The 24332-nt window shown below is 63.0% G+C and carries 24 protein-coding genes; 12 read left to right on the plus strand and 12 right to left on the minus strand.

Translation table 11 applies throughout. The features are described 5' to 3' along the window. Positions 1–12: 12 nt before the first annotated feature. The 3 genes from LB532_RS12760 to LB532_RS12770 form a co-directional block, all read right to left on the minus strand. Entirely contained in the window at positions 13–1125 is a 1113-nt protein-coding gene (locus LB532_RS12760; RefSeq protein ID WP_140638767.1) for an ABC transporter substrate-binding protein, read from the minus strand. A 69-nt stretch (positions 1126–1194) separates the two neighbouring features. Then, the gene (locus LB532_RS12765) at positions 1195–2289 is read right to left on the minus strand and encodes an ABC transporter ATP-binding protein (protein WP_140638766.1); all 1095 of its coding nucleotides are present in this window, start codon (positions 2287–2289) and stop codon (positions 1195–1197) included. Between the two features lie 158 nt (positions 2290–2447). Continuing rightward, entirely contained in the window at positions 2448–3344 is an 897-nt protein-coding gene (locus LB532_RS12770; RefSeq protein WP_140553936.1) for a LysR substrate-binding domain-containing protein, read from the minus strand. A gap of 75 nt (positions 3345–3419) precedes the next feature. On the opposite strand from LB532_RS12770, the gene LB532_RS12775 reads away from it, so the two are divergent. The 6 genes from LB532_RS12775 (at position 3420) to LB532_RS12800 (ending at position 11063) form a co-directional block, all read left to right on the plus strand. Then, a complete protein-coding gene (locus LB532_RS12775; RefSeq protein WP_140638765.1) occupies positions 3420–5009 on the plus strand; it encodes an amidohydrolase in 1590 nt (529 codons plus the stop codon). A 28-nt stretch (positions 5010–5037) separates the two neighbouring features. Then, a complete protein-coding gene (locus LB532_RS12780; RefSeq protein ID WP_140638764.1) occupies positions 5038–5970 on the plus strand; it encodes a dimethylarginine dimethylaminohydrolase family protein in 933 nt (310 codons plus the stop codon). 205 nt (positions 5971–6175) lie between these two features. Then, complete coding sequence (locus LB532_RS12785; RefSeq protein WP_140638763.1) at positions 6176–8329, plus strand: transglycosylase domain-containing protein; 2154 nt, start codon at positions 6176–6178, stop codon at positions 8327–8329. A gap of 133 nt (positions 8330–8462) precedes the next feature. Next, a complete protein-coding gene (locus tag LB532_RS12790) occupies positions 8463–9047 on the plus strand; it encodes a DUF1214 domain-containing protein (protein WP_140638762.1) in 585 nt (194 codons plus the stop codon). After that, positions 9040–9609, plus strand: coding sequence for a DUF1254 domain-containing protein (locus LB532_RS12795; RefSeq protein WP_140638761.1), 570 nt, complete (start codon positions 9040–9042; stop codon positions 9607–9609). The genes LB532_RS12790 and LB532_RS12795 overlap by 8 nt, the downstream gene beginning before the upstream one ends. A 422-nt stretch (positions 9610–10031) precedes the next feature. After that, complete coding sequence (locus tag LB532_RS12800; protein WP_140638759.1) at positions 10032–11063, plus strand: hypothetical protein; 1032 nt, start codon at positions 10032–10034, stop codon at positions 11061–11063. Here the strand turns inward: LB532_RS12800 and LB532_RS12805 are convergent. The 3 genes from LB532_RS12805 to LB532_RS12815 all read right to left on the minus strand — a co-directional run bounded on the left by LB532_RS12805 (position 11041) and on the right by LB532_RS12815 (position 13941). Then, entirely contained in the window at positions 11041–11388 is a 348-nt protein-coding gene (locus LB532_RS12805) for a DUF1491 family protein (protein WP_140638758.1), read from the minus strand. The two genes, LB532_RS12800 and LB532_RS12805, sit on opposite strands and share 23 nt — an antisense overlap. A 68-nt stretch (positions 11389–11456) precedes the next feature. Further along, positions 11457–12224 (minus strand): peptidoglycan-binding protein, encoded by a 768-nt coding sequence (locus LB532_RS12810; protein ID WP_140638757.1) that lies wholly within the window; start codon positions 12222–12224, stop codon positions 11457–11459. Beyond that, positions 12199–13941: a PAS domain-containing sensor histidine kinase gene (locus LB532_RS12815; protein WP_140638756.1), complete on the minus strand. Its 1743-nt coding sequence runs from the start codon at positions 13939–13941 to the stop codon at positions 12199–12201. Before LB532_RS12815 ends, LB532_RS12810 begins: the two co-directional genes overlap by 26 nt. A 533-nt stretch (positions 13942–14474) precedes the next feature. Here LB532_RS12815 and LB532_RS12820 point away from each other — a divergent pair. Beyond that, positions 14475–14825, plus strand: coding sequence for a DUF5330 domain-containing protein (locus tag LB532_RS12820; RefSeq protein ID WP_224556860.1), 351 nt, complete (start codon positions 14475–14477; stop codon positions 14823–14825). 98 nt (positions 14826–14923) lie between these two features. Beyond that, entirely contained in the window at positions 14924–15352 is a 429-nt protein-coding gene (locus LB532_RS12825; RefSeq protein ID WP_140495047.1) for a SufE family protein, read from the plus strand. A 187-nt stretch (positions 15353–15539) separates the two neighbouring features. Here LB532_RS12825 and LB532_RS12830 read toward each other — a convergent pair whose 3' ends face one another. Together LB532_RS12830 and LB532_RS12835 are read right to left on the minus strand one after the other, a co-directional pair. Further along, entirely contained in the window at positions 15540–15965 is a 426-nt protein-coding gene (locus LB532_RS12830) for a MucR family transcriptional regulator (protein ID WP_095089970.1), read from the minus strand. A 429-nt stretch (positions 15966–16394) separates the two neighbouring features. Further along, positions 16395–16766 (minus strand): SH3 domain-containing protein, encoded by a 372-nt coding sequence (locus tag LB532_RS12835; protein WP_411908878.1) that lies wholly within the window; start codon positions 16764–16766, stop codon positions 16395–16397. A 110-nt stretch (positions 16767–16876) separates the two neighbouring features. Here LB532_RS12835 and LB532_RS12840 point away from each other — a divergent pair, with 110 nt between their 5' ends. The 3 genes from LB532_RS12840 to LB532_RS12850 all read left to right on the plus strand — a co-directional run bounded on the left by LB532_RS12840 (position 16877) and on the right by LB532_RS12850 (position 20234). Further along, positions 16877–18991, plus strand: coding sequence for a S9 family peptidase (locus LB532_RS12840; RefSeq protein WP_140638754.1), 2115 nt, complete (start codon positions 16877–16879; stop codon positions 18989–18991). A gap of 66 nt (positions 18992–19057) precedes the next feature. Further along, the gene (locus LB532_RS12845) at positions 19058–19684 is read left to right on the plus strand and encodes a LysE family translocator (protein ID WP_140638753.1); all 627 of its coding nucleotides are present in this window, start codon (positions 19058–19060) and stop codon (positions 19682–19684) included. Positions 19685–19844: 160 nt separating this feature from the next. After that, on the plus strand, positions 19845–20234 hold the full coding sequence (locus tag LB532_RS12850; protein ID WP_140638752.1) for an SET domain-containing protein: 390 nt from the start codon (positions 19845–19847) through the stop codon (positions 20232–20234). Here the strand turns inward: LB532_RS12850 and LB532_RS12855 are convergent, their stop codons facing one another. The 4 genes from LB532_RS12855 to LB532_RS12870 form a co-directional block, all read right to left on the minus strand. Next, positions 20235–21185, minus strand: coding sequence for a cytochrome c (locus LB532_RS12855; protein ID WP_140638751.1), 951 nt, complete (start codon positions 21183–21185; stop codon positions 20235–20237). Between the two features lie 9 nt (positions 21186–21194). After that, entirely contained in the window at positions 21195–21632 is a 438-nt protein-coding gene (locus LB532_RS12860; protein WP_140638750.1) for a c-type cytochrome, read from the minus strand. Between the two features lie 154 nt (positions 21633–21786). Beyond that, positions 21787–22389, minus strand: a complete 603-nt coding sequence (locus LB532_RS12865; RefSeq protein WP_140638749.1) for a superoxide dismutase — start codon at positions 22387–22389, stop codon at positions 21787–21789. Between the two features lie 173 nt (positions 22390–22562). Further along, positions 22563–23441 carry a branched-chain amino acid aminotransferase gene (locus LB532_RS12870; protein ID WP_140494756.1) on the minus strand — a complete coding sequence of 293 codons (879 nt, stop codon included), beginning with the start codon at positions 23439–23441 and terminating at the stop codon, positions 22563–22565. A 154-nt stretch (positions 23442–23595) separates the two neighbouring features. Between LB532_RS12870 and LB532_RS12875 the strand changes: the two genes are divergently transcribed. Next, on the plus strand, positions 23596–24258 hold the full coding sequence (locus LB532_RS12875) for a haloacid dehalogenase type II (RefSeq protein ID WP_140494758.1): 663 nt from the start codon (positions 23596–23598) through the stop codon (positions 24256–24258). Positions 24259–24332 lie beyond the last annotated feature (74 nt).

Here is a 24332-nt window from a genome sequence, read left to right on the forward strand (position 1 = left end):
GCCCCGCGCCGGTCAGGCGGAGATGATCTTGGTGTACTCGTCCAGCGCCGCGCCGTAATTCTTGGCGTACCAATCCATGTCGAGCGGGATCTGCTTCTTCATATTCTCGGGATCGACCGGATTGATGCGCTTCTTATCGGCCGGGACCAGCGCATCGGCGGCGGGGTTGGCCGGACCCTGGCCGAGCTTGTCGAACATGACGAGCTGCTTTTGCGGGTCCTGCGCGCTGGCGATGAACTTCATCGCCGCGTCCTTGCCGCCGGGGTTGTTCTTCAGCACGGCCAATGCGCCGGGCGAGATCAGGCCCTGGTCCCAGATGAATTTGATCTGACCTCCCGAATCCTGCTCGATCAGCGAGGCGCGCGTCGACCAGACGATGGCCATCGAGGCTTCTCCGTTGAGCAACACGCTCTGGCTTTCCGCGCCGCCGCCCCAATAGGCGACGACGTTCTCCTTGAACGCGGCGATCTTGTCATGCGCGCGCTTGAGGTCGAGCGGATAGAGCGAGGCCGGCGCGATGCCGTCGGCGAGAAGAGCCGCCTCCCAGCTCGACACGCCCCATTTGTAGAGGGAGCGCTTGCCGGGGAATTTCTTCACGTCGAAGAAATCGGCCATGCCGGTCGGGGCATTGCTGCCGTATTTCTGCGAATCGTAGGCGATCACATAGGAGAAGAAATAGGTCGAGGCGGCGTAATCCCAGCCGAAGCCCGGCCGCATCTTCTTCTTGTCGACTATTGTGTAGTCGATCGGCTCGAGCATGCCTTGCGCGCCAAGCGTGATGGCCGAGAACGGGTCGACGTCGACAAGATCCCAGGTCGGCGCACCGCTTTTGAATTGTGCCGCGATGGCCCCTTCGGTCGGGCCGGAGCCATCCATCTTCACGGTGATGCCGGTGTCCTTGGTGAAAGCCTGGCCATAAGCCGCGTCATAGGCCGTGATGGCGTCGCCGCCCCAGTTGACCAGCACCAGTTCCTTCGCCGCGGCGAAGGACTTGGTCGAACGCAGCAGCAGCGGCGTGCCGGCAAGCACGAGGGCTGCAAGTTGCGTGAATTGCCGGCGCGAGATCTCGCCGCGCCTTGTCCTTTCGGAGAGCGTTTCGAGGGCCTGTTTCTTGGTATCGTTCATGTTAGTTCCCCTTTGTTTTCGTTGATCAAATCCGGAATCCGGTGCGGCGAATTCAGGCCGCGCCGGTGCTCATAGTCCTCCGTCCGGAAGGAGGAAGCCCTTTTCCGCCGGCCAGGTCAGCCAGACGGAATTGCCCTTGCTGAGTGCCGCGGCCGCGACCTCGTTCGGCACCGAGACGGTCACTTTCGCACCTTGGCGTGTCGTAAGGTCGAGTTTGGTCGCCGCGCCCAGATAGGTCGACCCGATCGCGGTGGCGGCAATGCCGTTCTCGTCTGCCGCCGCCTCGCGCGCTATCGACATATGTTCTGGCCGGATCGCCAGGATGGCGTCGCCGTCCACCGCTTCGGCGTTGCCGCGCAGCTTGATTGCCCGGTCTTCGCAGAGCGCGGTCGCGCCATGATCGGCGGCGCGCACGCCCTTCAGCGGCAGCATGTTGATCTCGCCCAGGAACTCGGCGACGAAGCGGTTGGCCGGGCGGTCATAGACCTCGTCAGGCGCTCCGACCTGCAACAATTTGCCATGGTTGAAGATGGCGACGCGCGACGAGAGCGCCAGTGCCTCGCTCTGGTCGTGGGTGACGAAGACGAAGGTGGTGCCGGTCTCCTGGTGCAGGCGCTTCATCTCGGCCTGCATCTGGCCGCGCAGGCTCTTGTCCAGCGCCGAGAACGGCTCGTCGAGCAAAAGCACGCCCGGCTCGAACACCAGCGCGCGGGCCAGCGCCACGCGTTGTTGCTGGCCGCCGGAGAGCTGCGCCGGCAGCTTCTTCTCGTGGCCGAGCAAACCGACGCGCTCGATCATCTCGCCGACGCTACGCTTGATCTCGGCGGCCGATTTCTTGCGCACCTTGAGGGGAAAGGCGATGTTTTGCTCGACGCTCATATGCGGGAAGAGCGCATAGCCCTGGAACACCATGCCGGCAGCGCGCTGCTCGGCCGGCCGGTCGGTAATGTCGACGCCGTCGCTGAACAGGCGGCCCTCGCTGGGCTGCAGGAAGCCGGCCAGGATCATCAGGAAGGTGGTCTTGCCGGAGCCGGAGGGGCCGAGCAGCGTCAAAAACTCGCCGCGACCGATATTGAGCGTCAGATTGTCCAGCGCACGGAACGAGCCGAAGCTCTTGCCGATCCCGTTCGCCTTGATCTCTGCGGCCCGGCCGGGTTGCTGCATCCTGCCTCTTCCTTGGTGGCTGGGGAAATCGTAGGCAGCGCGAAGGCTCACCGCAACCGAATAGTTTTCGCCTGATCGGCAAATTTGATTCATCTATGGCGAATGCCGGCAACGCTGGAGCCGCGAAATTCACCTCTCCTGGGGGAGATCAGTTGATCTCAATATGTCCGCAGCCTGTTCTCCGATAGCTTCGATCTCAACCATCCCCCAAACGCCTCCAGCACAGGGTGACCCGCCTTGGCGTGCTCGGAAACCAGGAAATAGGAACGCGGCGACGGGATCGAGGTCTCGAACGGCTTGACCAGCCGGCCCTCACTTAGCGCCCGGCGGCTGGTCAGCTCGTCCCCCATGGCGATGCCCTGGCCGGCGATCGCCGCCGAGAAAACGAGGTTCATGTCGGAAAAGAAAATGCCGCCCTCGGTGTCGGGGTTCTCGACCTTGGCCAGCGCCAGCCAGCGCGCCCAGTCCTCCGTATCGCCAAGATGCAGCAGGTTGGCGCGCAGGACGTCGGCCGGCTTGGAAAAGCCGCCCACTTTGTTGAGCAGCGTCGGGCTGCAGAGCGGCGTGAACGAGATCTCGCACAGCAGTTCCACCACGCGGTTCGGCCAGTTGCCGACGCCAAAGGCGATGAAGGCGTCGGCGTCCGGATTGCTGACGTCGTCGAGCCGCCGGGGCGTCAGTATGCTCAGCGCCACATCCGGATACATCTGCCGGAACTCGCCGATATGGGTGCACAAGAACAGCGAGGCGAAGCCTGGCGTGCACGAGACGGCGAAGGAGCCGCCGACGCCGGTGCCGGCGTTTTGCGCCACCGCGTCGCCGAGCACGGTCAGCGCCTTGCGCACGTCCGCGGCATAGCGCTGGCCGCGTGGCGTCAGCGCCACGCCCTTGCCGATGCGCTCCAGCAGATCGAAGCCGAGGTCGCGTTCGAGCAAGCGCAATTGATGGCTGACCGCACTGCGGGTGAGGTGGAGTTCGTCGGCGGCGCGCCAGACGCTGCCATGACGGGCGAAACTGTCGAGGGCGCGCAGCGCCTGCGTCGATGGAATTCTCAAGAGGTGAACCGAATTTGCACGAACCGGGAAAACATATCACTTTTTGGCAAGCCGCTTCACTGCTTTCTTTGGCGTATGGAGAAACCGGTAACAACATCGGCGCAAGAAACCGCTCTTGCCTGCCTCGACGGCATCCAGCCGCTGCTGTCGGCCTGGACGCGCACCATCTTCGAGTTCGGCGAGACCGCCTGGCGTGAGTACCAGTCGGCCGCCTGGTATGTCGATCGGCTGAAGCGCGAGGGGTTTGCGGTCGAGGAAGGCTCCGCGGGCATGCCGACGGCCTTCTGCGCCCACTGGACCAATGGAGACGGTCCGACCATCGGCATGTATGCCGAATATGACGCCGTGCCCGGCAACTGCCAGGACGCCGCCACGGTGAAGCGGCCCCGCCCAGGGCTCGGCTCCGAAGCCGGCGGCCATACCGATCCACATTCGGGCCTGGGCATGGCCAGCCTGGGCGGTCTGCTCGCCACCAAGGCCGCCATGCAGCGCCACGGCATTGCCGGCACGCTGCGCTTTACCGGCGAGCCGGCGGAGAAGGTGCGCGGCTCGAAACCGATCCATGCAGCCAAAGGTTACTATGACGGCCTTGCCGGCATGATTTCCTTCCATCCCTTTTACATGCTGCCGCTCTGCAACACGGCGCGCTGGGATACCCATTGCGGCGCGGCCTACGCGATGATCTATCGCTTCATCTGCGATGAGCCCGAGAACTGGGCACGCGCCGCGGGCGACGGCGCCCCGATCCCGCAGGCACATTCGGCGGTTCGCGCGCCCGGCGCCAACGACGCGCTGATGACGATGTACATGGCCTGCAAGGCGCTGCGCGATTCCATGCTGCCGCACCAGGGCGGCTGGTCGATCAGCGAGGCGATCCTGACGGCGGGCCAGGCCACCGCCGACAATCTGCCGGCGGGCCTTGCCGAGATCCAGTACATGATCCGTGTTCCGACCATCGCCATGGCCGAGCAGGTCACCGCCGTGCTCGACCGAAACGCCTCGGCCGCCGCCGCGATCAGCGGCTGCCGGTACGAACGGCACTGGGTTTCGAAGTCGCGGCCGGGGCTGGCCAATCATGCGATGGCCGGGATCGCCTATGAGGCGTTGGCGAGCGTCGGCCCACCCCGCTGGAATGAGGCGGCGAAGAAGATAGCCCGCGAGATCCAGGCCAATGCCGGTGGGGTGGCGAGCGAAAACCCGTTCATCGACGAGCTGGAACGGTTGATTGCGCCGCAGGAGGCAGAGGCGATCCTGCGCCGCGACCTGCCGCCGTCGCAGGCGAACTCGACCTCGGACGACTACACCGACATGAGCTGGCACGCGCCGACGGCGCGTTTCTATGTCGCCCGCCCTGCCCTGCGTTCGGCAAACGGCCATGTTTTTCCAGCTTGGGCGATGAACGCGCTGGGTGGCATCCCCGCGACCATCGACCCGATGGTCATCTGCGCGGCGAAGACCGTCGCGCTATCCGCCCTTCGCCTGCTGGAAGACAAGTGCGCGCGCGACATGGCGATGGACGAATTCGTCACCCGAACCGGCGGCGGCATTGGCGGTTCGACCTGGGTCGCGCCGCTCTGCGACTACGATCCGCCCATCAACTTCCGCTGGCCGGAATATGTCACCACGCCGCGCGGCCGCGACTGGTGGATACCAAGCAAGCAATGACCGCAAACGCCCATACGAGGAGAACCGCATGACCGTTCATGACCGCATCATCGCCGAGCCGTTTTCGCTGCAGCGCCGCAACCCGGCCGGCGGCACCAAGCCGCTGACATCGTGGGGTTTCGCCAACGAGACCGACGTCTTGACCGACGTGCTGCTCGGCTCGCCCAATTTCCTGCGCCATCTCTCGACCAGCTCGCTGTCGCGGAAACACCTGCGCGAGGCACCCTGCAACGTGCAGATCGCGCAGGCGCAACACAAGGATCTTGTCGCGGCCTATGAGCATTTCGGCGTCAACATCCACTGGCACGAGCCTACGCCGGAGCTGCCGATGCAGGTCTACTCCCGCGATTCCAGCGTAATGACGCCCTACGGCGCCATCATCACCGCAATGGCCAATTGGTGGCGGCGCGGCGAGAATTACGCTGCCATCCGCACCTATGAGAAACTCGGCATTCCGATCTACGACATGGTCACCGCAGGCACCTTCGAGGGCGGCGATTTCAACGTCATCGAGAACGGCGTGGTGTTGATCGGCTGCGGCGGCGCCCGCACGCAGGAAGAAGGCGCCCGGCAGGTGCAGGCCTGGTTCGAAAAAGAAGGTTGGGAAACACGCATCGCCTTCATCGACGAGTATTATGTCCATATCGACCTGATGGTGGTGCCGATCGCAGAAAAGCTCACCGCCGTCTGCCTCGCCTGCACCGAGCCGGGGATCGTCGACTGGCTGAAGGGCAAAGGGCACGAGATCATCGACGTGCCGTTCCAGGACACGATGGCGCTCGGCTGCAACTTCATGTCGCTGGGCAAGGACAGGGTGATCGCGCCGACATCCAGCCAGACGCTGATCGGTCAACTCAAGGCGCGCGGCTTCGAAGTGGCGGCCGTCGACATGAGCGAGATCTCCAAGACCGGCGGCGGCATCCACTGCATGGCGCAGGCGCTGAAGCGCGAGGCGGCCTGAGCCCGGAACCGCAACTCCCATCTTCGCCCGCCTGATCAGCGTCAGGCGGGTGAATGGCGGTTTGTGACCGCCCCCATCAACAAACCCTGCAGGTGTGTCCTCGCCACCCTTGTGGGCGTCCGCAAATGGATGAATAGTCAGGGCGGCGTCGCCCTGAAACTGCCCGCTTGGTTTTCAGCCGTGCCATAGCCGTCCGGGTTTTTGAATGGTCAGTCCTGAACCACGCAAGAGAAGAGGTGCGATCGCCGCCCGGCTGCTGGCGCTCGACGCATGGATTGATTCCTCTCTCTACGAGATCGGGTTCAAGGCGCGCCAGTTCTGGGAGGGCGCGACGATTTTCTCCCGGCGCTTTCGCGTCGACGGCTGGCGCCGTGGCATCGTCGAGCTGTTGAGCGAAAGTTTCACGCTTGGCGCCGGTGGCATCGTCGTCATGCTGGCGCTGGCTATCCCCGCCTTCCAGGACACGGCCGGCGACTGGCGCGCCCAGGGCGACTTCGCCGTTACCTTCCTCGACCGTTATGGCAACGAGATCGGCCAGCGCGGCATCATCCAGCGCGATTCCGTGCCGGTCGACGAAATGCCGGACCACGTCATCAAGGCGGTGCTTGCCACCGAGGACCGGCGCTTCTTCGACCATTACGGCATCGACGTTCTCGGCCTGTCGCGCGCAATCTTCGAAAATGTGCGGGCAAACTCCGTCGTCCAGGGCGGCTCCAGCATCACGCAGCAGCTGGCCAAGAACCTGTTCCTGACCAATGAGCGCACCTTCGAGCGCAAGATCAAGGAAGCCTTCCTTTCGCTGTGGCTCGAAGCCAATCTGTCCAAGAAGGAAATTTTGCAGCTCTATCTCGACCGCGCCTATATGGGCGGCGGCACGTTCGGCATCGAGGCGGCGGCGGACTTCTATTTCGGCAAGAGCGTCAAGGACCTCAATCTCGCCGAGGCGGCGATGCTTGCAGGCCTGTTCAAGGCGCCGACCAAATACGCGCCGCACATCAACCTGCCGGCGGCGCGCGCGCGCGCCAATGTGGTGCTGTCCAATCTCGTCGATTCCGGCTTCATGACCGAGGGCCAGGTGCTGCAGGCAAGGCTGCATCCGGCCGATGTCGTCGACCGCGGCGAACAGAAGAGCCCCGATTATTTCCTCGACTGGGCCTTCGACGAGGTCAAGAAGATCGCCAAGCCCGGGCAGCACTCGCTGGTGGCGCACACCACCTTCGACGCCAACATCCAGAAGGCTGCGGAAGAGTCGGTGGAGTTCCACCTGCGCCAGTTCGGCAAGGAGTACAATGTCACCGAAGGCGCAGTGGTGGTCATCGAGACCAACGGCGCGGTGCGCGCGATCGTCGGCGGCCGCGACTATGGCGCCAGCCAATTCAACCGCGCCACCAAGGCGCTGCGCCAGACCGGCTCCTCCTTCAAGCCCTACGTCTATGCAACGGCGATGGAGCACGGCTTTACGCCGAATTCGATCGTATCGGGCGGGCCGATCAGTTGGGGCAACTGGTCGCCGCACAATTACGGCGGCGAGTCGGCGGGCAAAGTCCCGCTCATCGTGGCCATGGCCAAGTCGATCAACACCGTGCCCGTGCGTCTTGCCAAGGACTATCTCGGCATCGGGCCGATCAAGGCGATGGCGGAATCGTTCGGCGTGGAATCGCCGCTCGAGGCGCACAAGACCATGGTGCTCGGCACCTCGGGCATGACCGTGATGGACCAGGCGACGGGCTACAGCGTGTTCGCGCAGAACGGCTTTGTCGGCTCCAGGCATGGGATCACGCAGCTCGTCACCCGCACCGGCGAGGTGGTCTACGATTTCGCCAAGGATGCGCCGCCGCCGCATCGGGTGCTGTCCGAGCAGGCGCTGAAATCGATGAACACCATGCTTGTGGCGGTACCGGCGATGGGTACCGCCAGGCGCGCGCAGATTCCCAACATCGTCGTCGCCGGCAAGACCGGCACGACGCAATCCTACCGCGATGCCTGGTTCGTCGGCTTCACCGGCAACTACACGGCGGCCGTCTGGCTGGGCAACGACGATTTCACCCCGACCAAGAACATGACGGGCGGCTCGCTGCCGGCGATGGTGTGGCAGCGGCTCATGGTCTATGCGCATCAGAACATCGACCTCAAGCCTATCCCCGGCATCGACAAGCCCTTCGTCGACGAGGAGATCGCGGCCAAGGCCGCGGAAGCGCAGAAGAAGAGCGAGGAACAGGCAGCGGCCGATGCCGCTGCGGAACGGCCGCCGGTGCTGTCCAGCCGGACGACACAGACGCTCAGGGACATGACCCACCTGTTCGAAACGGCGCGCAGGCTCGGCGCATCGGCTCCGCCCGAAACGCTCTCCGCGCTGTGATCGCGGCGTCTTTTCCCTTCTGTCTTCTGGAAGAACGAAAAGCCGCACCTTCCGAATCCGCGTCCTGCGGCTTGCCACACGACCCCGCGCCGCGATATCCCCGAGCGGCAATTCTTCATACGCCCGGCCTTTCATGCTCAAGAACGCCTTCCTGACGCTGCTTTCGCTTGCCATAGCCATCGGCGGCGGCGGCGCCAGCGTCTGGTATGCGCTGAAAATGCAGGACGGCGTCGGGGCGATCAGGATCGGCCAGTGGACCGCCTTTCCCGATATCGGCACACCCGCGGCCGACCCCTATTCCAAGGCCCGCGTGGCGCGCGAGGGCGTGCTCGCGCTCGGCCGCGCCGAAGGGCTGTCCTTTGTCGCCGAGGACGACGCAGCTGGCGGAGAGCTCAGGCGCGAATGTACCTACACGATCGAAGGCGGATTTCCGACCGCCCGATTCTGGACCCTCTACGCCGCCGACCAATCGCTCAGCGTGGTCGAGACCGGCAAATCGCGGCTTGCCGCGCTTCAATCCTATGGCGTGCTGCGCCAATCCGACAATTCGGTGCTCATTTCCGTCGGCCATCACCCGATGCCCGGCAATTGGCTGCTGACCGACGGTTCCGGCAGGATGTATTTCGTTTTGACATTCTACGACACGCCGATCGCCAGCAGCACCGGCCTGTCGGATGTGTCGCTGCCCAAGATCACCAAGGTCGGCTGCGATGCGTAGTGTCTACGCCGCGACGCGCAGACTTGTGCATGCCGTCCTGCTCGGCCTCGTCGGCGCCGGCATCGTGCATATCGTCGTGCTGCTTCTGGTGCCTGAATTCTCGGAACGCGATGCCTGGTCGCGGCTGTCATTGGCGTCGGATCTCTACCGGATGACCCGGCTCGATGCCGAGGCGGGTGGCGCACCGGTGGTGAAATCCGTCGACCCGCTGTTTTATGCGACGGCTTGCCGGTTCGACCTGGATGAGGGCATGGTGAGGATCAGGGCGCCGGGCAATGTGCCCTTCTGGTCGGTGTCGGTCTATGACCGCAACGGCCACAACATCTATTCATTCAACGACCACACGGCGACCGGGGGCAAGCTGGATGCCGTGGTGCTGACGCCGGCCCAGATGATCGACATGCGCAGGGACCTTCCCGAGGAGCTTCAGGGAGCGATCTTCGTCGAAGCGCCGATCGACGAGGGCATATTCGTCATCCGCAGCTTCGTGCCGGACGACAGCTGGAAGTCGATCGTCTCGCGCTTTCTCGAGCAGAGTTCGTGCGAGCTGCAGGACTTTTAGACCGCGGCCCGGACAATCCGCATCAGTTCAGTGATGCGGCACTGGCGTGCGTGGCGATCCCGGCTTGTCAGGGCCGGCAGGCCGTGCTTCCCCCGCGGTGGACCGCTCATAGCGGATGCCGGGAAAGATGATCACCGCCGCCGGTATTTCGGTGGTTTGCTTTGCTCGATTGGTCGGTGCCGTTCTCGGCACGAAAGACAGTACCATGCCCATGGTTCGCGTATTCCTCTCGGTTGCCCCGGAGCACAACGCAACGCCTCCAATGTCATTAAGGCCGGCAGAGGGTTAACGGAGCGCTAACGGATCCCGGCTAAATTGATCTTTGTTCTAAGGTCAGGACATCCTGACCGAGGCAATCGCGAAACCGACATGGTTCCGGTCGAGCATGGTCAAGCGTGTATAGAGTATCGAGCGTATCCCTCGTGTCATCTTCGGACTTCAGGCAAATCGCGGCAGGGACGGAATCGGGAAAGGCCGAAAGGCTGTTCCGCGCAGCGGTGTCTGCGTTCTGCTCGCTTACGCGGCCGTCCCGCCGGGAGATCGGCCAGCTCGAAGATCTGACGCTGCCGCTGTTCGACAACGTGTCCGTCGAATCGCGCCGCTACGTGGCGGCGGCCCTCTCTGAATGCGAATATGCTCCGGCCGGGCTGGTGCGGCGTCTGTGCGAGGAGCCGGTAGACATCGCCGCCCCCTTGCTCATCCGCTCGCGCGCAGTCAGTGACATCGACCTCATTGCGCTGATCGGCCGGCACGGGCTGCCGCATGCGCGCGCGATCGCGCGCCGCAAGAACCTTAATCCGACCATCGCCGATCTGATCAGGGCGCTGGAAAGACCGACGCTGGTGCGGGTGCGCGATCCGGAAGCGGAAGCCTCCCCGGCACAAACCGCTCCCTTGGAGGCGCCGGCCGCCGACAGCACGGCGAAGCAGCAGACGCCGGGCGTTGGTGCCGAAAATGCCCGGCGCAGGCTGCGCTCCATGATGCGGACCGGCGAGGAGGCGCAGGCGGCGCAGGTCGATCCGTTCACCGGAGCCGACACCTACGCCAGATTGCGGGAGACGGCGCTGACCGGAAACGCCGCCTTCTTCCAGACCGCGCTCGCCGATGCGCTCGATATCGATTTCTCAACTGCCAGGTCGCTGACGGCGAACCAGAATTACATGCCACTGCTGGCGGCGCTGCGCTCGCTCGACCTCAGCGAGGACCGGGCATTCCTGATCACGGTTGCCGTCTACTCACGCGAGTTTCCGCATCCGCAGGCGATCCGCACCTTCCTCGATCGCTACCGGCTCCTGCACCACGACGCGGCGCTGGACAAGGTGCGGGGATGGAAGGCCGAGACCCCGTCCGATGTGGTTCGCGGCGCCGCCCCCACCAACAGCGCCAGCCGCAAGGCGTCGAACAGTGACGATGCAGCGGCCTTCCCTGGCCTCACGGCATCTTCACGGAAATAAGCTCCTCGAGAGGAACAGCGCCGGCCTCGATCTCAACCACCCAGATGTCGGGATCGAATTTCTTCTCGCGTTCCAGCCTGGCGTCCAGCGCCGAAGCATCGGGGGCGGTGGCGAGAAGGCTGAAGAAACGGTCATCGGGCTTGGCCGAATCGTAGCTCGTCTGTGGCGCCGGCCCATAGAGAGCGATTTCACCAAGCCGGCTCCGCGTCAGGACGAACACGGCGCCGGCTTCGGTCGCGCCGCGCTTGACCACGGCGGCAAATCCGCCCGCGCCGAAAACCCGACGCAACAGGGCCGATACCCACAGATCCGTGGTCACGCGCATGGGGAAATTCCGGACAGCATGCGGGCTATCTATCGGTATTTAAACCGCTGGGCGAGCCGTTTTCAGCGTCAATTGGTGAGGCCGATCTCGCGCATCTTGACGTAGACCACTTCGTCGGGCTCGCCGGTCTGCGGCAGGCCGAACAGCGACTGGAACTCCTTGATCGCGGCCTTGGTGCGCGCGCCGACGACGCCGTCGAGCTGCATGTCGTCATTGCCGAAGGCCTTGAGCCCGGCCTGTATCTTGACAATGCGAGGATCCGGCGCTTGGGAAGCCGTATCGGTCTGCAGCGACACTGGAACCGCCTGCGACACTTCGGGACGCGGTTGCGGTTTCGGCACGGCGGCGGTTTTCGGGGTCGCGCCCAACTGATCGAGCAGCAGCGCGTCGATCTCGCCGGACGTGCTGAGTCCGACCTTCTGCTGGTAGGCTTGGATCGCCTTGCGCGTGTTGGGTCCGGAAATGCCATCGACCGTGCCGGCGTAAAAATCGAGATCCTTCAAAATGCCCTGCACCTGCTCGACCACCGGATCGCCCTTGACCGGCGCCGGCGCGGTACCTGGCCGCACGATGTTGAAGGTGGTCTCCGGCTCATCAGCAGCCGCATGCGGAACGCCCTGCATGCTGCGGGTCGCGAAGAAGGCGCCGGCATGCGGAAAAGGCTGGTACCATAGCGCATTCGCCGAAACGTAGAATAGCGTCACCAGGAATGCCGTCGACCCTCCCACCAGGACGGGGTTGCGCGAAATCATACCGCCGATGGCGACGGCGCCGTCCTGGAAGGCGTTGCTGCGGCGCTTGGCCGCCACCTTAGGCTGTTTTGCGGAGCGCGCCATTTCCGTCCCCTTTCGCCCTGGCCAGCGGCATCGTCAGCACTCCGGCCTTGTCCGCCGGGCGCCCTTTCGGGCCGTTCACCGGCAGGCTGATGGTGACCGTGGTGCCCTCGCCCGGCATGCTTTCGATCGACATGGTGCCTTCGTGCAGCGCCACCAGTCCCTTGACCAGCGAAAGGCCAAGGCCGGTCCCCTCGAAACGGCGGGTATAGTCGTTCTGGATCTGCATGAACGGCTTGCCGAGATTGGCGAAATCTTCCTCGGCGATGCCGATGCCGGTGTCCCGCACCCAGAAATGCAGGCGCGAGCCGATCCGCTTGGCGCCGACGACGACATCGCCGCCGTCGGGCGTGAACTTGATCGCATTGGAGACGAGATTGATGAGGATCTGCTGCACCGCGCGTCGGTCGGCATTGATTTCGCCGGCGTCCGGCGCGATCTGCGCCTTGAGATCGATGTTCTTGGCCTGCGCCTGCAGCCGCATCATCGATTGGCACATGTCGACGGCTTCCATGAAGCGGAATGGCTCCGGTTCGGTCGCATAGACACCGGATTCGATCCGCGACACGTCGAGGATGGAGGTTACGACGGCAAGCAGATGCTGGCCGGAATCGCGCACCAGACCGACATATTCCTTCTGCCGCGGGTCCTTGAAGGCGCCGAACATCTCGTGCAGCAGCATGTCCGAGAATCCGATGATGGCATTGAGCGGCGTGCGCAGTTCGTGGCTCACCACCGCCAGGAAGCGCCCTTTCGCCACTTCGGCGGCTGCCGCGGCGTCATTGGCGGCGCCGAGGTCTTCGCGCAAGCGGGCGACCTCTTCGTTCTCGCGCAGCACAAGCGTGAAAACGTCGCCCTGCTCCTGCGCGCGCATCAGTTCGAGCGAAAACGGCCGATAGTTGTCCGCTGGGCCACCATTCTGTCCATTGCCGTCCTGCGGCAGCCTGACGCGCAACTCCAGCCTGCGCGACAGCGCCCCGTCGCGCATGTCCGCCAAGGCACTGAGATAGGAGACGCGATCCGACAGATGCACGCGATCGAAAAGCCCGGTTCCGCAAAGCAGTTCCGGGGGCAGCTTCAACAGCGTACGTGCCTTTGCCGAGGCATCGAGAACCTCGCCATGGCGGGCGACGCGCAGGACCACCGCGTCGATCATGTCTTCGAGACGATCGCCGGTGTCCCTTACGTCGGCCGCAGCCGCCGCGTTGCGAACCGCCGATATACGCGGCACCAGCGTCAGCGCCCAGGCCAATGGCAGCAGCCAGTGCCACGCGGCGATCGGCACCCCGGCGTGGGGGAGGACGGTTGCCGCCACAGGCTGCAACAAAATGGCGACGACGGCGCAGACGGCTCCCCACAGCGCCGCGCGGCGCGAGGCGCCGATCCACCAGGCTTCGAACGGCAGCGCCACGACAAGCATCGCGACCGGCGAGCTCAGCCCGCCGGCAGCGGCAACAAGACCGGCGAGCGCAAGTCCCGCGATCGCCAGCGCGGCCCGGCCGGCCACATCCATCCTGCCGGTCGCGGCCACCAGCAAGGCGATGAACCAGCAAAGACCAAAGGCCGCGAAGATGGCGGCCACGGTGACGGCCGCGCCCATGCCTGACGTGACGAGCGTGACCGCGGCACCGGCGGCAAAGAACGGAGCGGCCAGCATGGCGCCGATAAAGCGCCGCTGACGCTCGCGGTCGTCCAGCCCAAGAATGGAGGGATGGACCATACGTTCGCAACCGGCCGCCATTGCGCCAGGCAATTCAACGTATCTGGCCTTGATCGGCATCAACTCAACGCACCCGCACTCGTCGTGAACAGCTCTGCTTTTGCAGATCGTTTTGATTGACTCTGAAACTCGCACCCAGCCTTTAAAGAATGGATAAGGCAGGGCCGACCCAAGGCCCGGCCCACGGCGAATATCGGGATGGGAGCGCCCGAAAACCCGGGCAAATGCCACCATAGTAAACGGAGGGTTATCCGCAGGGACCGCCCGTGGCGTGGCCGGCCGCAGCGCACCGACCGCCTGATTTTGCGGAAAATGCAATAGAAACAAGGGAGTATATGGCTAATGGATGATAAAAAAAATGATCCCAGTCTGAGACAAATCGACAGCAAAACGCTTCGTTTCGAATTTGCCTCAAATTTGAAGAAAATTCTCGGCTAACCCGCAAGCCGTCCTTTGCGCCTGTGTGCCAATATCCCGCCCACAAAAGAGGTCATGCTCATGGATGCATGATCCGGTCACGACGAGAGGCGAGCATGTTCTTCCTGATGAGAATGGCTTTCTGGTTTTCGCTGGTGCTGCTGGCACTGCCGCTGGGCGTCGGTCCCAGCGAGCCGGGCCAGGAAAGCGTAGGACCGATCCAGGCCCTGTTCGTGGCCCGCGACGCGGTCGGCGACATCGCCGGCATTTGCGAACGCAAGCCCGATGTCTGTGAGACCGGCAAGTCGGCAATGCACACCATCACCGCAAGGGCCAAGGAGACAGCCAAGATCGCGGCCGCCATGCTGGACGACAAGTCTGCCGGCCCCGACATCTCCACAATGACCGGCAGCGTTCCGCAAGAAGTCGTCTTGCCCGAGACAGTCAACCTGCCGGTAAAGAATTAAGCCGTTTCGACGGCGCACCGCGGGCAGTCTGCCTCTCGACGCCCGCGGTGTCCTTGTTTTTCCGTGACGCGGCGGCGGTGGATGACTATATCCCTGTCATGACGACCACGATCCAGACGATCCGCGACGACTTCTCATTCCTTGACGAATGGGAGGACCGCTATCGTTATGTCATCGAACTCGGCGAGGCACTGCCGCCATTCCCGGATGAGGAACGCACCGCCGCCAACAAGGTGCCGGGCTGCGTCAGCCAGGTCTGGCTGACCACCGAACGGGGACCGGGTGGCGATCCGGTCATCACCTTCAGGGGCGATTCGGACGCCCATATCGTACGCGGGCTGGTGGCGATCATGCTGGCGCTGTTCTCCGGCAAGACCGCCAGCGAAATCCAGAAAATCGATGCGGAAGCGACGCTGAAGGCGCTCGGCCTGGACGAGCACCTGTCGCCGCAGCGCGCCAACGGCCTTCGCTCGATGGTCAAGCGCATCAGGCGCGACGCAGAGGCCGCGCTCGAGCAGACGGCCTGATACCGCCTCCGCGATCAGCCGATCGCATCGTACCGCGCACTGTTACCAGCGCTGTCCCGGCCCGGCCGGCAAAGTAAAACGGCGCCCGAAGGCGCCGATGTCGATCCGGTTGAACTGTCCGTCCGGCTCTATCTATCGTTTGAGCCGCATTCTGCGATACCAAGTGTACTCACCTGGCGACAAATGCCTAGCGGGCCTTGCGCTTGCGGCCGAGGCCCATCTTCTTGGCGAGCTGGGAGCGGGCGGCCGCATAGTTCGGGGCAACCATCGGGTAGCTCGGGTCGAGGTTCCACTTTTCGCGATACTGATCCGGCGTCAGATCATAGTGGGTCATCAGGTGACGCTTGAGCGACTTGAACTTTTTGCCGTCTTCAAGGCACACGATGTAGTCGTCATGAACCGAGCGCTTCGGGTTCACTGCCGGCTTCTGCTTGTCGGCGGGCGGCTGTTCGGCGGTTCCGCCCACACGCCCGAGAGCAGCATGGACATCGGAGATGAGGTTCGGCAGTTCGCCGACCGGCACGGGATTGTTGCTGACATAGGCGGCCACCACGTCGGCGGTCAGCTCGATCAGCGCGTCGCTGTTTCTGGAAGGTGTTTCGACAATATCCATGGTCTTCAGGCCCCAACGAGAGTTAGTTTAGTGCGCCCTTTTTTACAGGCAAGGCATTGCACGAATTTTGTGCAGACAGAGCTTCTGCGATTCGTGTCGCGGGGGCATCAATGAACCTACCTAGCAAGTAAGTCAATTCGATCCTTGCACTATATTGAACAATGTTGATCAGATATTTCCGGATCAGCTTCAATCTTTCGTGCACGATGTAATTTTTCGATATTTCGCAGGCGAAACCAGCTGCCGGTGACGCAGCGTTAGCTAACCGTTACATTCTCGCTAACTCACAAAGCATCTCCGAGTGCTTTGCTTTGCTTGGCGATCGCGCCGGCAATCTTGGTTGCTCACCCCCTTTCGCAAAACCAGAGGTTGCCCCACCTCGGCCATTGCCGGCCCTCACGCGTCGTGCAGTCGACCAGATCGGATCACTCAATACGGGGCGATGTATTTGCCATAGGCCCACCCGGTGACGAAACCGCCGTTCTTGGCCGGATCATGCCAGACTTCGCACCAGCGATAGCGAACCGCCTGCTGCTGCTTCCATGCCGGCTGATTGGCGATATCGAGCAGGTTCGTCCCGCCGGTGCATCGTCCGGTCATCTGCAAAACGGTGCCGTTCGGATATGCGGCCTGTTTCTGGGACGTGCCCGAGGGATATTTGCGCACGTTGAGCGTGTCGCCGAACGGCACGTTGGCCACTTGCCAAGCGGCGAATACGGTCGCATGAGATTGGCCGGCGATGGCCATAGTTGCGGAAACGACGGCGAGAGCCGCGACGGTGCGAGCATAGATATTCATCATTTCTCCTCCCGGCCCACTTTCTGGAGCCCGGTGCAGCAATAAGGCCCGGCTCTTGAACCCGCGCTGATCGGCGTGTTCATTGGCCATCGACATTTCCAAAGCGAGACGCAATGACCAAAACTTCTGCATTCCCGGATGTCACCCCGCCAACGCCCGAGAAGCGGCCGGTTTTCGACACGCATCACGGTATCACGCGAACGGACGACTATGCCTGGCTGCGGGCCGACAACTGGCAGGAGATGTTCAGGGATCCCGCATTGCTCGATGCGGGCATCCGCGCCCATCTCGAAGCCGAAAACGCCTACCAGTCGAAGCTGATGGCCGACACGGCCGATTTGCGGAAGCGGCTGTTCAAGGAGATGAAGGGTCGCATCAAGGAAGACGATTCTTCCGTGCCGATGAAGGACGGACCCTACGCGTATGGCTCCTCCTTCAAACTCGGCGGCGAGCAGCCGCGCTATTTCCGCATGCCGCGGGACGGCGGCGCGCAGCATATCCTGCTCGACGGCGATGCCGAGGCCGAAGGCAAGGCCTATTTCCGGCTTGGCGGCGTCGATCATTCGGCCGACCATGGCAAGCTTTTATGGGCGTTCGACGACAAGGGCTCCGAATTCTATACGCTTCGGGTGCGCGACCTCTCCGACGGCAAGGAACTCGCGGACACGGTTCCAGACACAGGCGGTTCGGGGGTGTGGAACGCCGCCAATGACGGGTTTTTCTACACCCGGCTCGACCCCAACCACCGTCCCTCCAAGGTGCTGTTCCATGCGCTTGGGCAGGATCCGGCAATCGACCGGCTGATCTATGAGGAAAATGATCCCGGCTTCTTCATGAATGTCGGCGGCACGCGCTCCAATGACTGGATCATGATTGCCATCAACGACCACGAGACCTCGGAATACCGGCTGCTGAGCGCCGGCGAGCCGTTTGGCGAGCCGAAGCTGGTGGCGGCGCGCGAGACCGGTCTTCAATACGAGATGGAGGAAGGCGGCGACGTTTTCTTCATCCTGACCAACGCCGATGGGGCCAAGGACTTCAAGATCATGACGGCGCCGGCGAGCGATCCGATCCGCGCCAACTGGCAGGAACTGGTCCCGCACGAGGCCGGCCGGCTGATCCTGTCGGTGATCGGCTTCAAGAACCATATGGTCAGGCTGGAGCGCAAGGAGGGCCTGCCGCGCATCGTCGTGCGCGACCGGGCAACCGGCGACGAACACCTGATCTCCTTCGACGAGGAGGCGTTTTCGCTCGGCCTGTCGGGATCCCTGGAATACGACACCGAGATCATGCGCTTCACCTATTCATCGATGACGACGCCGGCGCAGGTCTTCGACTACAACATGCGCACCCGCGAGCGCGTGTTGCTCAAGACCCAGGAGGTGCCGTCAGGCCACGACCCCGAGCACTATGTCACGCGTCGGCTGATGGCGCCCGCGGCCGATGGCGAATTGGTGCCGGTCTCGCTCTTGTACCACCGCGATACCCCGCTGGACGGCTCCGCGCCTTGCCTGCTTTACGGCTACGGTTCCTATGGCATCACCGTGCCGGCGGCCTTCAACACCAACTGGTTCTCGCTGGTCGACCGCGGCTTTGTCTTTGCAATCGCCCACGTCCGCGGCGGCAAGGACAAGGGCTATGGCTGGTACGATGACGGCAAGCGGGCGCACAAGATGAACACTTTCACCGATTTCATCGCATGTGCACGCCATCTGGTCGCCGAACGCTACACTGTGCATGACCGCATCGTCGCGCAAGGTGGATCCGCCGGCGGCATGCTGATGGGCGCGGTCGCCAACATGGCCCCGGACTGTTTCGGCGGCATCGTTGCCGAGGTGCCTTTCGTCGACGTGCTCACCACCATGCTCGACGCCAGCCTGCCGCTGACCCCGCCAGAGTGGCCTGAATGGGGCAATCCGATCGCGTCGGCGGACGACTACCGGACGATCGCCGCCTATTCGCCCTATGACAATGTCGCCGCGCTCGGCTATTCACCGATCCTGGCGCTAGCCGGTCTCACCGATCCGCGCGTCACCTATTGGGAACCGGCCAAATGGGTGGCGCGGCTGCGCGAGCGCAAGACGGGCGACAATCCGGTCCTGTTCAAGATCAACATGGAATCGGGCCATGCCGGCGCCTCCGGCCGGTTTTCCCGGCTGGAGGAGATCGCCTACACATATTCATTCGCCTTGAAAGTGACAGGCAAGGCAACAGGGCCGCAGGGCTGAAGCGGTCATTACCTTCGGCCCCTGGCGTGACTTGATCGGCGACGAACGCCGAGGAGGATGCGAGCAATGATCGACCTGGCCACATTGACCACCTATGTCGCGGTGGTCCTCGGTTTTGTGTTTATTCCCGGCCCCGCCACGCTGCTGACGGTCGCGCGGGCAACGAGTTCGGGAACCAAAGCCGGCATCGCAACCGGCGCAGGGATCGCGGCCGGCGACGTGTTTCACACCTTCACGGCCATGGTCGGCATCTCGGCGGTCATCGCCGCATCGGCGGTGTTGTTCAGCGCCGTAAAATATCTCGGTGCGGCATATCTCGTTTATCTCGGCATTCGCGCGATCATGGAAAAGACGCCGGCCGATTTCGCCGCCGGCAGGCTCCCAATCTCAGCGGGCAAGGCGTTTCGGCAAGCCATACTGACTGAGATGCTCAACCCCAAGACGGCGCTTTTCTTCCTCGCGTTCCTGCCACAGTTCGTGCGGCCCGAAAACGGATCGGTCATGCTCCAGCTGGCGGTATTGGGGATCATCTTTGTTCTGCTGGGCCTCTTCAGCACAGTGGTTTTCGCGGTGAGCGCAGGCGGGCTTGGCACTTTCCTGCGTCGAAATCCCACGGTGCTGAAATGGCAGGGCAAGATTGTCGGCGGCATCTACTGCGGCCTGGGCGTGCGGCTGGCGCTTCAGCAGCGCTGATGCGAAACGGTGACCGGCGCGACCTTCTCGGCGAACCGGGCAATCATTGGTTTTTGAATTCCATGTTGCTGGTTTTCGCTCGCAATTGCGATGCCCGCGCGCTACCCAGGGCGGGTTTTGTCCCGGGCCATCACAGCCCACAATCGCACAAGGGCCTGCCATGCTGCTCGTCGACGTCTATCTCGACAAATCCCCCATCCAAGGCATTGGTGTCTTTGCCAAAAATCCCATTTCCCGCGGCACGATGATCTGGAAGCTGGATCCGAGATTCGACCGGCTCATCGAGGTCGGGACCTATGAGAGCCAGACAGGACCGGTGAAGAGTTATCTCGACCGCTATGCCTATCCGGACAGGCGAGATCCGAACTACATCGTCTTCGAGGCCGACGATGCACGCTACATGAACCACGCCGACGAGCCGAATTGCGACGTATCCTCGCCCGAGGAAAGCTTTGCGTTACGCGACATCGCGGCCGGCGAGGAACTGACCTGCAACTACAATCATTTCTTCGAGGCGGGCTTCGACTTCCTGGGCGATCGCCACCCGTAGTCAGCTCGCCGGTTTTTTGCGCGCCGGATAGCCATTCGGATGCGGCGGAATCGCCTTGAGATAGGCCGCGATCGCCGCGCGGTCCTCGGGCGCCAGTTCGGCCATGTTCCTCTGCACGTCGACCATGGCCCCGCCAACGGAATCGAAATCGGGCGTGAAGCCGGTTTCGAGATAGTTGGCGATGTCGGCCTGCGACCAGTCGCCGATGCCGCCCTCCCCGGAGGTGATGTTGGGGATGATGCCGCTGCCTTCGGCGGCAGTGGCTCCAGCCAGCCACTCGCTCTTCTTTGTCCCCCCTGCAAGATCACGCGGTGTGTGACATTCGCCGCAATGACCCGGTCCCTCGACCAGGTAGCGACCGGCAATCACAGGACCAGGCGCGCCTTCGGGCAGGGACACAACAGGCTGCTCGCTGAGATAGAGCCGTTTCCACAAGCCGATGCCGCGACGGATGTTGAACGGGAAACTCAATGAATTGGCCGGCGCTCGGCCAGCAACCGCCGGCAGCGTCTTCAGGAAGGCATAGAGATCGGCAATGTCGGCAGGCTTCATCCGCGCGTAGGACGCATAGGGAAATGCCGGATAGAAATGCTCGCCCGACGGCGAGACGCCCTTCAGCATGGCATTGGCGAGATCCTCGGCCGACCACGCGCCGATGCCGTCCTTCGGGTCTTGCGAAATGTTGGGCGGCACAAACGTGCCAAACGGGGTCTTGAGTTCAAGGCCGCCGACAAGTTCGAGCCGCTCGTCGCCTTTCGAACCGGGTTTTGCATGGCAGGAGGTGCAGCCGCCGGCATAAAAAATGCGCTTGCCTCTGACCGCGTCACCAGGCGCGAGCTTGGCCAGGGTTTCCGCATCGAGCTTCACCGGCGCCGAAAGCGTCCACGCAGCAACCGCGCCGGCGCCGCCGAGCACGAGTGCGGCGCCGACAAACTTCCTCAGCCATGCCATGGCCGGCGATCAGCCTTTCTTGACCCTGTAGCCCTTGTGGCAGGTGCCGCAGTCGGAGCCGATGACGCCGATTTGCGTCTTCAGGGACTCCACGTCGGCCGGGGCCGCGGCGACCGCGGCCTTGACGTCGGCAAGATACTTGTCTTCCGTCGCCTTGAAGCCGGCCATGTCTTGCCAGATCTTCGGCGCCGCCGTGGTGTCGCCCGTGTCGCTGCCCGCCGGGAACAGGACGTCGGCGTCGAATTTTTCCGCGTTCGCCTGGAGCGCCTGCAGCGCAGTCAGTACGGCGGAGGCATCAAAGGGCTCCTCACCCTTGACCACTTTCGACAGGCCGCCGACGATCTTCCCGCGTTCCTTCATCAGGGCTTGGCGGTCGAGGATCGGGTCGGCAAAGGCCGCCGAACCGGCGAACGCGAGCATAGAGATGGCGACGACAAGCTTTCTCATTCAATTGGCTCCATGATGAAGGCATTTCGGGACAGGACGTTAACGGACGTGGCGGGAGGAATATTCCCTTCCCTCGACGATTTTGCAGACCTTGCTGTGGGATCTCGGCACAGAAAAAGAAAAGCCCCGGGTGCCGGGGCTTTCTGAATCTCGATCAGGCTTTCGCTTTTTCGTAGAGTTCGAGAACATGATCCCAGTTGATCAGGCTGTCGACGAAGGCCTCGAGATATTTCGGCCGGGCGTTGCGATAGTCGATGTAATAGGAGTGCTCCCAGACATCGACGCCGAGGATCGGCGCCGCGCCATGGACGAGGGGATTCTCGCCGTTCGGCGTCTTCGAGATCGCCAGCTTGCCATCCTTGACCGAAACCCAGGCCCAGCCGGAACCGAACTGGGTCGTGCCGGCGGCGATGAAGTCGGCCTTGAACTTGTCGTAGCCACCCAGATCGCTGTCGAAAGCCTTCTGCAACGCACCCGGCAGCTTGTTGCCGCCGCCGCCCTTTTTCATCCACTTCCAGAAATGGATGTGATTGTAGTGCTGGGCGGCATTGTTGAAGAGGCCGGCATTCTTGCCGAACGACTGCTTGACCACCTCTTCTACCGACAGATCGCCAAGGCCGGCTTCCGCGGCAAGCTTGTTGCCGTTGTCGACATAGGCCTTGTGGTGCTTGTCGTGGTGATATTCCAGCGTCTCTTTCGACATGTAGGGCTGCAAGGCCTCATAGTCGTAAGGCAGAGCGGGCAATTCAAAAGCCATGGAAGGTACTCCCTCAAGGAAAATCCGGTGTCGATACCGGACTAAGATAGGTCTGGATTGGGTTCGGACAACTCCGAAAAGTGAAGCGCCGGGTGCTCTTTCTAAGCGGGTTCCGGAGAACTGTCACACAGTTTCCCGAAACCGGGCGCATTGCGACGAAAAGCCTGGACGGATCAGCCCGCCGACGTCGAATGCGCCCAATCCCAATAGAGCTCCCGTGCCTTCTTGGCCACCGGCCCGGGCTGCAGGCTGCGGTCCTCGATGCGCGTGATCGGAATGACCTTGGAATGGTTGCCGGTCGAAAAAATTTCATCCGCTTCGAGGAATTCACGCACCGAAAGCGCCTTTTCGGTGGTCTTGAACCCGTACTCGCCAAGCAACGTCATCGTGCGCGAGCGGGTGATGCCGGACAGGAAGGTGCCGTTGGGCGCCGGCGTCAGGACGTGGCCGTCCTTGACCAGGAAGATGTTCGAGGTTCCGGTCTCGGCGACGTTGCCCAGCATGTCGAGCACCAGGGCGTTGTCGAAGCCGCGCATCTTGGCTTCGAGGATGGCACGGCCATTGTTGGGATAGAGGCAGCCGGCCTTGGCGTTGGTCGGCATGGTTTCGATAGTCGGGCGCCGGAACGGCGAAACCGTCACGGAAAAGCCGGTCGGCGAGATCATGGGCGATTCGTAGAGGCACAGGCAGAAACGGGTCGAGGCGGGATCGGCCGGCACGCCCATATAGCCGCCGTGCTCGGCCCAATACATCGGCCTGATATAGACAGCCGTCTTGCCATCGAATTTCTTCAATCCGTCCCAGGTCAGCCCGACGATCTTCTCGGCCGTCATCGAAGGCTTGAGACCGAGCGCGATCGCCGAGGCATTCACGCGCGCGGCATGAAGGTCGAGATCGGGAGCGACACCCTCGAACCAGCGGGCGCCATCGAACACGCTGGTGCCGAGCCACATTGCGTGGCTGCGCGGGCCCAGAACGGCGACATTGCCCTCGTACCAGTCGCCGTCGACGAAAGTCCATGTCGCGGAAAGTGCTGCAGCCGCCAGTGTCATTGCTTTGTCCCGTTCCGATCAATCTCGTGTTGCAGCATTGGATGACGCTTTGGCCGGCGTCGTCAACCAGCATCGGGGAGTTTTGTTGAGGCCACGAACGGCGCGCTGCAATCAAGACTTGCACCTTGCCCCGCCTCGCCTCAAAACTGTTGCCATGCAATACGCCGCCTATGTTTTCGACGCCTACGGCACACTGTTCGATGTTCATGCCGCCGTGCGCCGCCACGCCGACGCCATCGGACCGGACGGCCAGTTGCTGTCCGAGATCTGGCGCGCCAAGCAACTCGAATATTCCTGGGTGCGCACGCTGATGGGCGCCTATGCCGATTTTTGGCAACTCACCGAGCAGGCACTTGATTTCGCGTTGCACAAGGTGCCCTCTGCCGATCCCGGCCTCAAGGCGGCATTGCTGGATGCCTATTGGCGGCTGGACTGCTATGCGGAAGTGCCCGCCGTACTGAAGGCGCTGAAGGCGTCCGGCGCCAAGCTGGCAATCCTGTCCAACGGTTCGCCGGAAATGCTGGAGGCAGCCGTTAAATCCGCGGCGCTCGATCAGGTGCTGGACGATATCTATTCCGTCGATGCGGTACGGCGCTTCAAGACCGATCCGTCGGTCTACGACATGGTCACCACGGGCTGGCGCCTTTATCCGGGTGCAGTCTCCTTCCAGTCGTCCAACCGCTGGGACATTGCCGGCGCGACCAAGTTCGGCTTCCGCACCGTGTGGATCAACCGCTCCAACCAGCCGGAGGAGTATCGGGATTTTCCACCGGCCCTGATCCTGCCGTCGCTCGATGCCCTTGTCACAGGTGGCTAACGCATGCGGCCCAAAAGTAATCCTTGTTTTCGCTCTAGCCGCACACCCCTGTGACCGTAGCGCCACAGTGGCGA

Source organism: Mesorhizobium sp. ESP-6-2, assembly GCF_020164675.1.
GTDB lineage: Bacteria > Pseudomonadota > Alphaproteobacteria > Rhizobiales > Rhizobiaceae > Mesorhizobium.

Excerpts from the sequence above, each read along its gene's own strand:
- LB532_RS12775 (WP_140638765.1), top strand. The coding sequence starts at position 3,420 with ATGGAGAAACCGGTAACAACATCGGCGCAAGAAACCGCTCTTGCCTGC.
- LB532_RS12790 (WP_140638762.1), top strand. The coding sequence starts at position 8,463 with ATGCTCAAGAACGCCTTCCTGACGCTGCTTTCGCTTGCCATAGCCATC.
- LB532_RS12765 (WP_140638766.1), bottom strand. The coding sequence starts at position 2,289 with ATGCAGCAACCCGGCCGGGCCGCAGAGATCAAGGCGAACGGGATCGGC.
- LB532_RS12835 (WP_411908878.1), bottom strand. The coding sequence starts at position 16,766 with ATGATGAATATCTATGCTCGCACCGTCGCGGCTCTCGCCGTCGTTTCC.
- LB532_RS12855 (WP_140638751.1), bottom strand. The coding sequence starts at position 21,185 with ATGGCATGGCTGAGGAAGTTTGTCGGCGCCGCACTCGTGCTCGGCGGC.
- LB532_RS12810 (WP_140638757.1), bottom strand. The coding sequence starts at position 12,224 with ATGGCGCGCTCCGCAAAACAGCCTAAGGTGGCGGCCAAGCGCCGCAGC.
- LB532_RS12850 (WP_140638752.1), top strand. The coding sequence starts at position 19,845 with ATGCTGCTCGTCGACGTCTATCTCGACAAATCCCCCATCCAAGGCATT.
- LB532_RS12875 (WP_140494758.1), top strand. The coding sequence starts at position 23,596 with ATGCAATACGCCGCCTATGTTTTCGACGCCTACGGCACACTGTTCGAT.
- LB532_RS12860 (WP_140638750.1), bottom strand. The coding sequence starts at position 21,632 with ATGAGAAAGCTTGTCGTCGCCATCTCTATGCTCGCGTTCGCCGGTTCG.
- LB532_RS12845 (WP_140638753.1), top strand. The coding sequence starts at position 19,058 with ATGATCGACCTGGCCACATTGACCACCTATGTCGCGGTGGTCCTCGGT.
- LB532_RS12820 (WP_224556860.1), top strand. The coding sequence starts at position 14,475 with ATGTTCTTCCTGATGAGAATGGCTTTCTGGTTTTCGCTGGTGCTGCTG.
- LB532_RS12825 (WP_140495047.1), top strand. The coding sequence starts at position 14,924 with ATGACGACCACGATCCAGACGATCCGCGACGACTTCTCATTCCTTGAC.
- LB532_RS12815 (WP_140638756.1), bottom strand. The coding sequence starts at position 13,941 with ATGGTCCATCCCTCCATTCTTGGGCTGGACGACCGCGAGCGTCAGCGG.
- LB532_RS12865 (WP_140638749.1), bottom strand. The coding sequence starts at position 22,389 with ATGGCTTTTGAATTGCCCGCTCTGCCTTACGACTATGAGGCCTTGCAG.
- LB532_RS12830 (WP_095089970.1), bottom strand. The coding sequence starts at position 15,965 with ATGGATATTGTCGAAACACCTTCCAGAAACAGCGACGCGCTGATCGAG.
- LB532_RS12805 (WP_140638758.1), bottom strand. The coding sequence starts at position 11,388 with ATGCGCGTGACCACGGATCTGTGGGTATCGGCCCTGTTGCGTCGGGTT.
- LB532_RS12870 (WP_140494756.1), bottom strand. The coding sequence starts at position 23,441 with ATGACACTGGCGGCTGCAGCACTTTCCGCGACATGGACTTTCGTCGAC.
- LB532_RS12795 (WP_140638761.1), top strand. The coding sequence starts at position 9,040 with ATGCGTAGTGTCTACGCCGCGACGCGCAGACTTGTGCATGCCGTCCTG.
- LB532_RS12785 (WP_140638763.1), top strand. The coding sequence starts at position 6,176 with ATGGTCAGTCCTGAACCACGCAAGAGAAGAGGTGCGATCGCCGCCCGG.
- LB532_RS12840 (WP_140638754.1), top strand. The coding sequence starts at position 16,877 with ATGACCAAAACTTCTGCATTCCCGGATGTCACCCCGCCAACGCCCGAG.
- LB532_RS12780 (WP_140638764.1), top strand. The coding sequence starts at position 5,038 with ATGACCGTTCATGACCGCATCATCGCCGAGCCGTTTTCGCTGCAGCGC.
- LB532_RS12760 (WP_140638767.1), bottom strand. The coding sequence starts at position 1,125 with ATGAACGATACCAAGAAACAGGCCCTCGAAACGCTCTCCGAAAGGACA.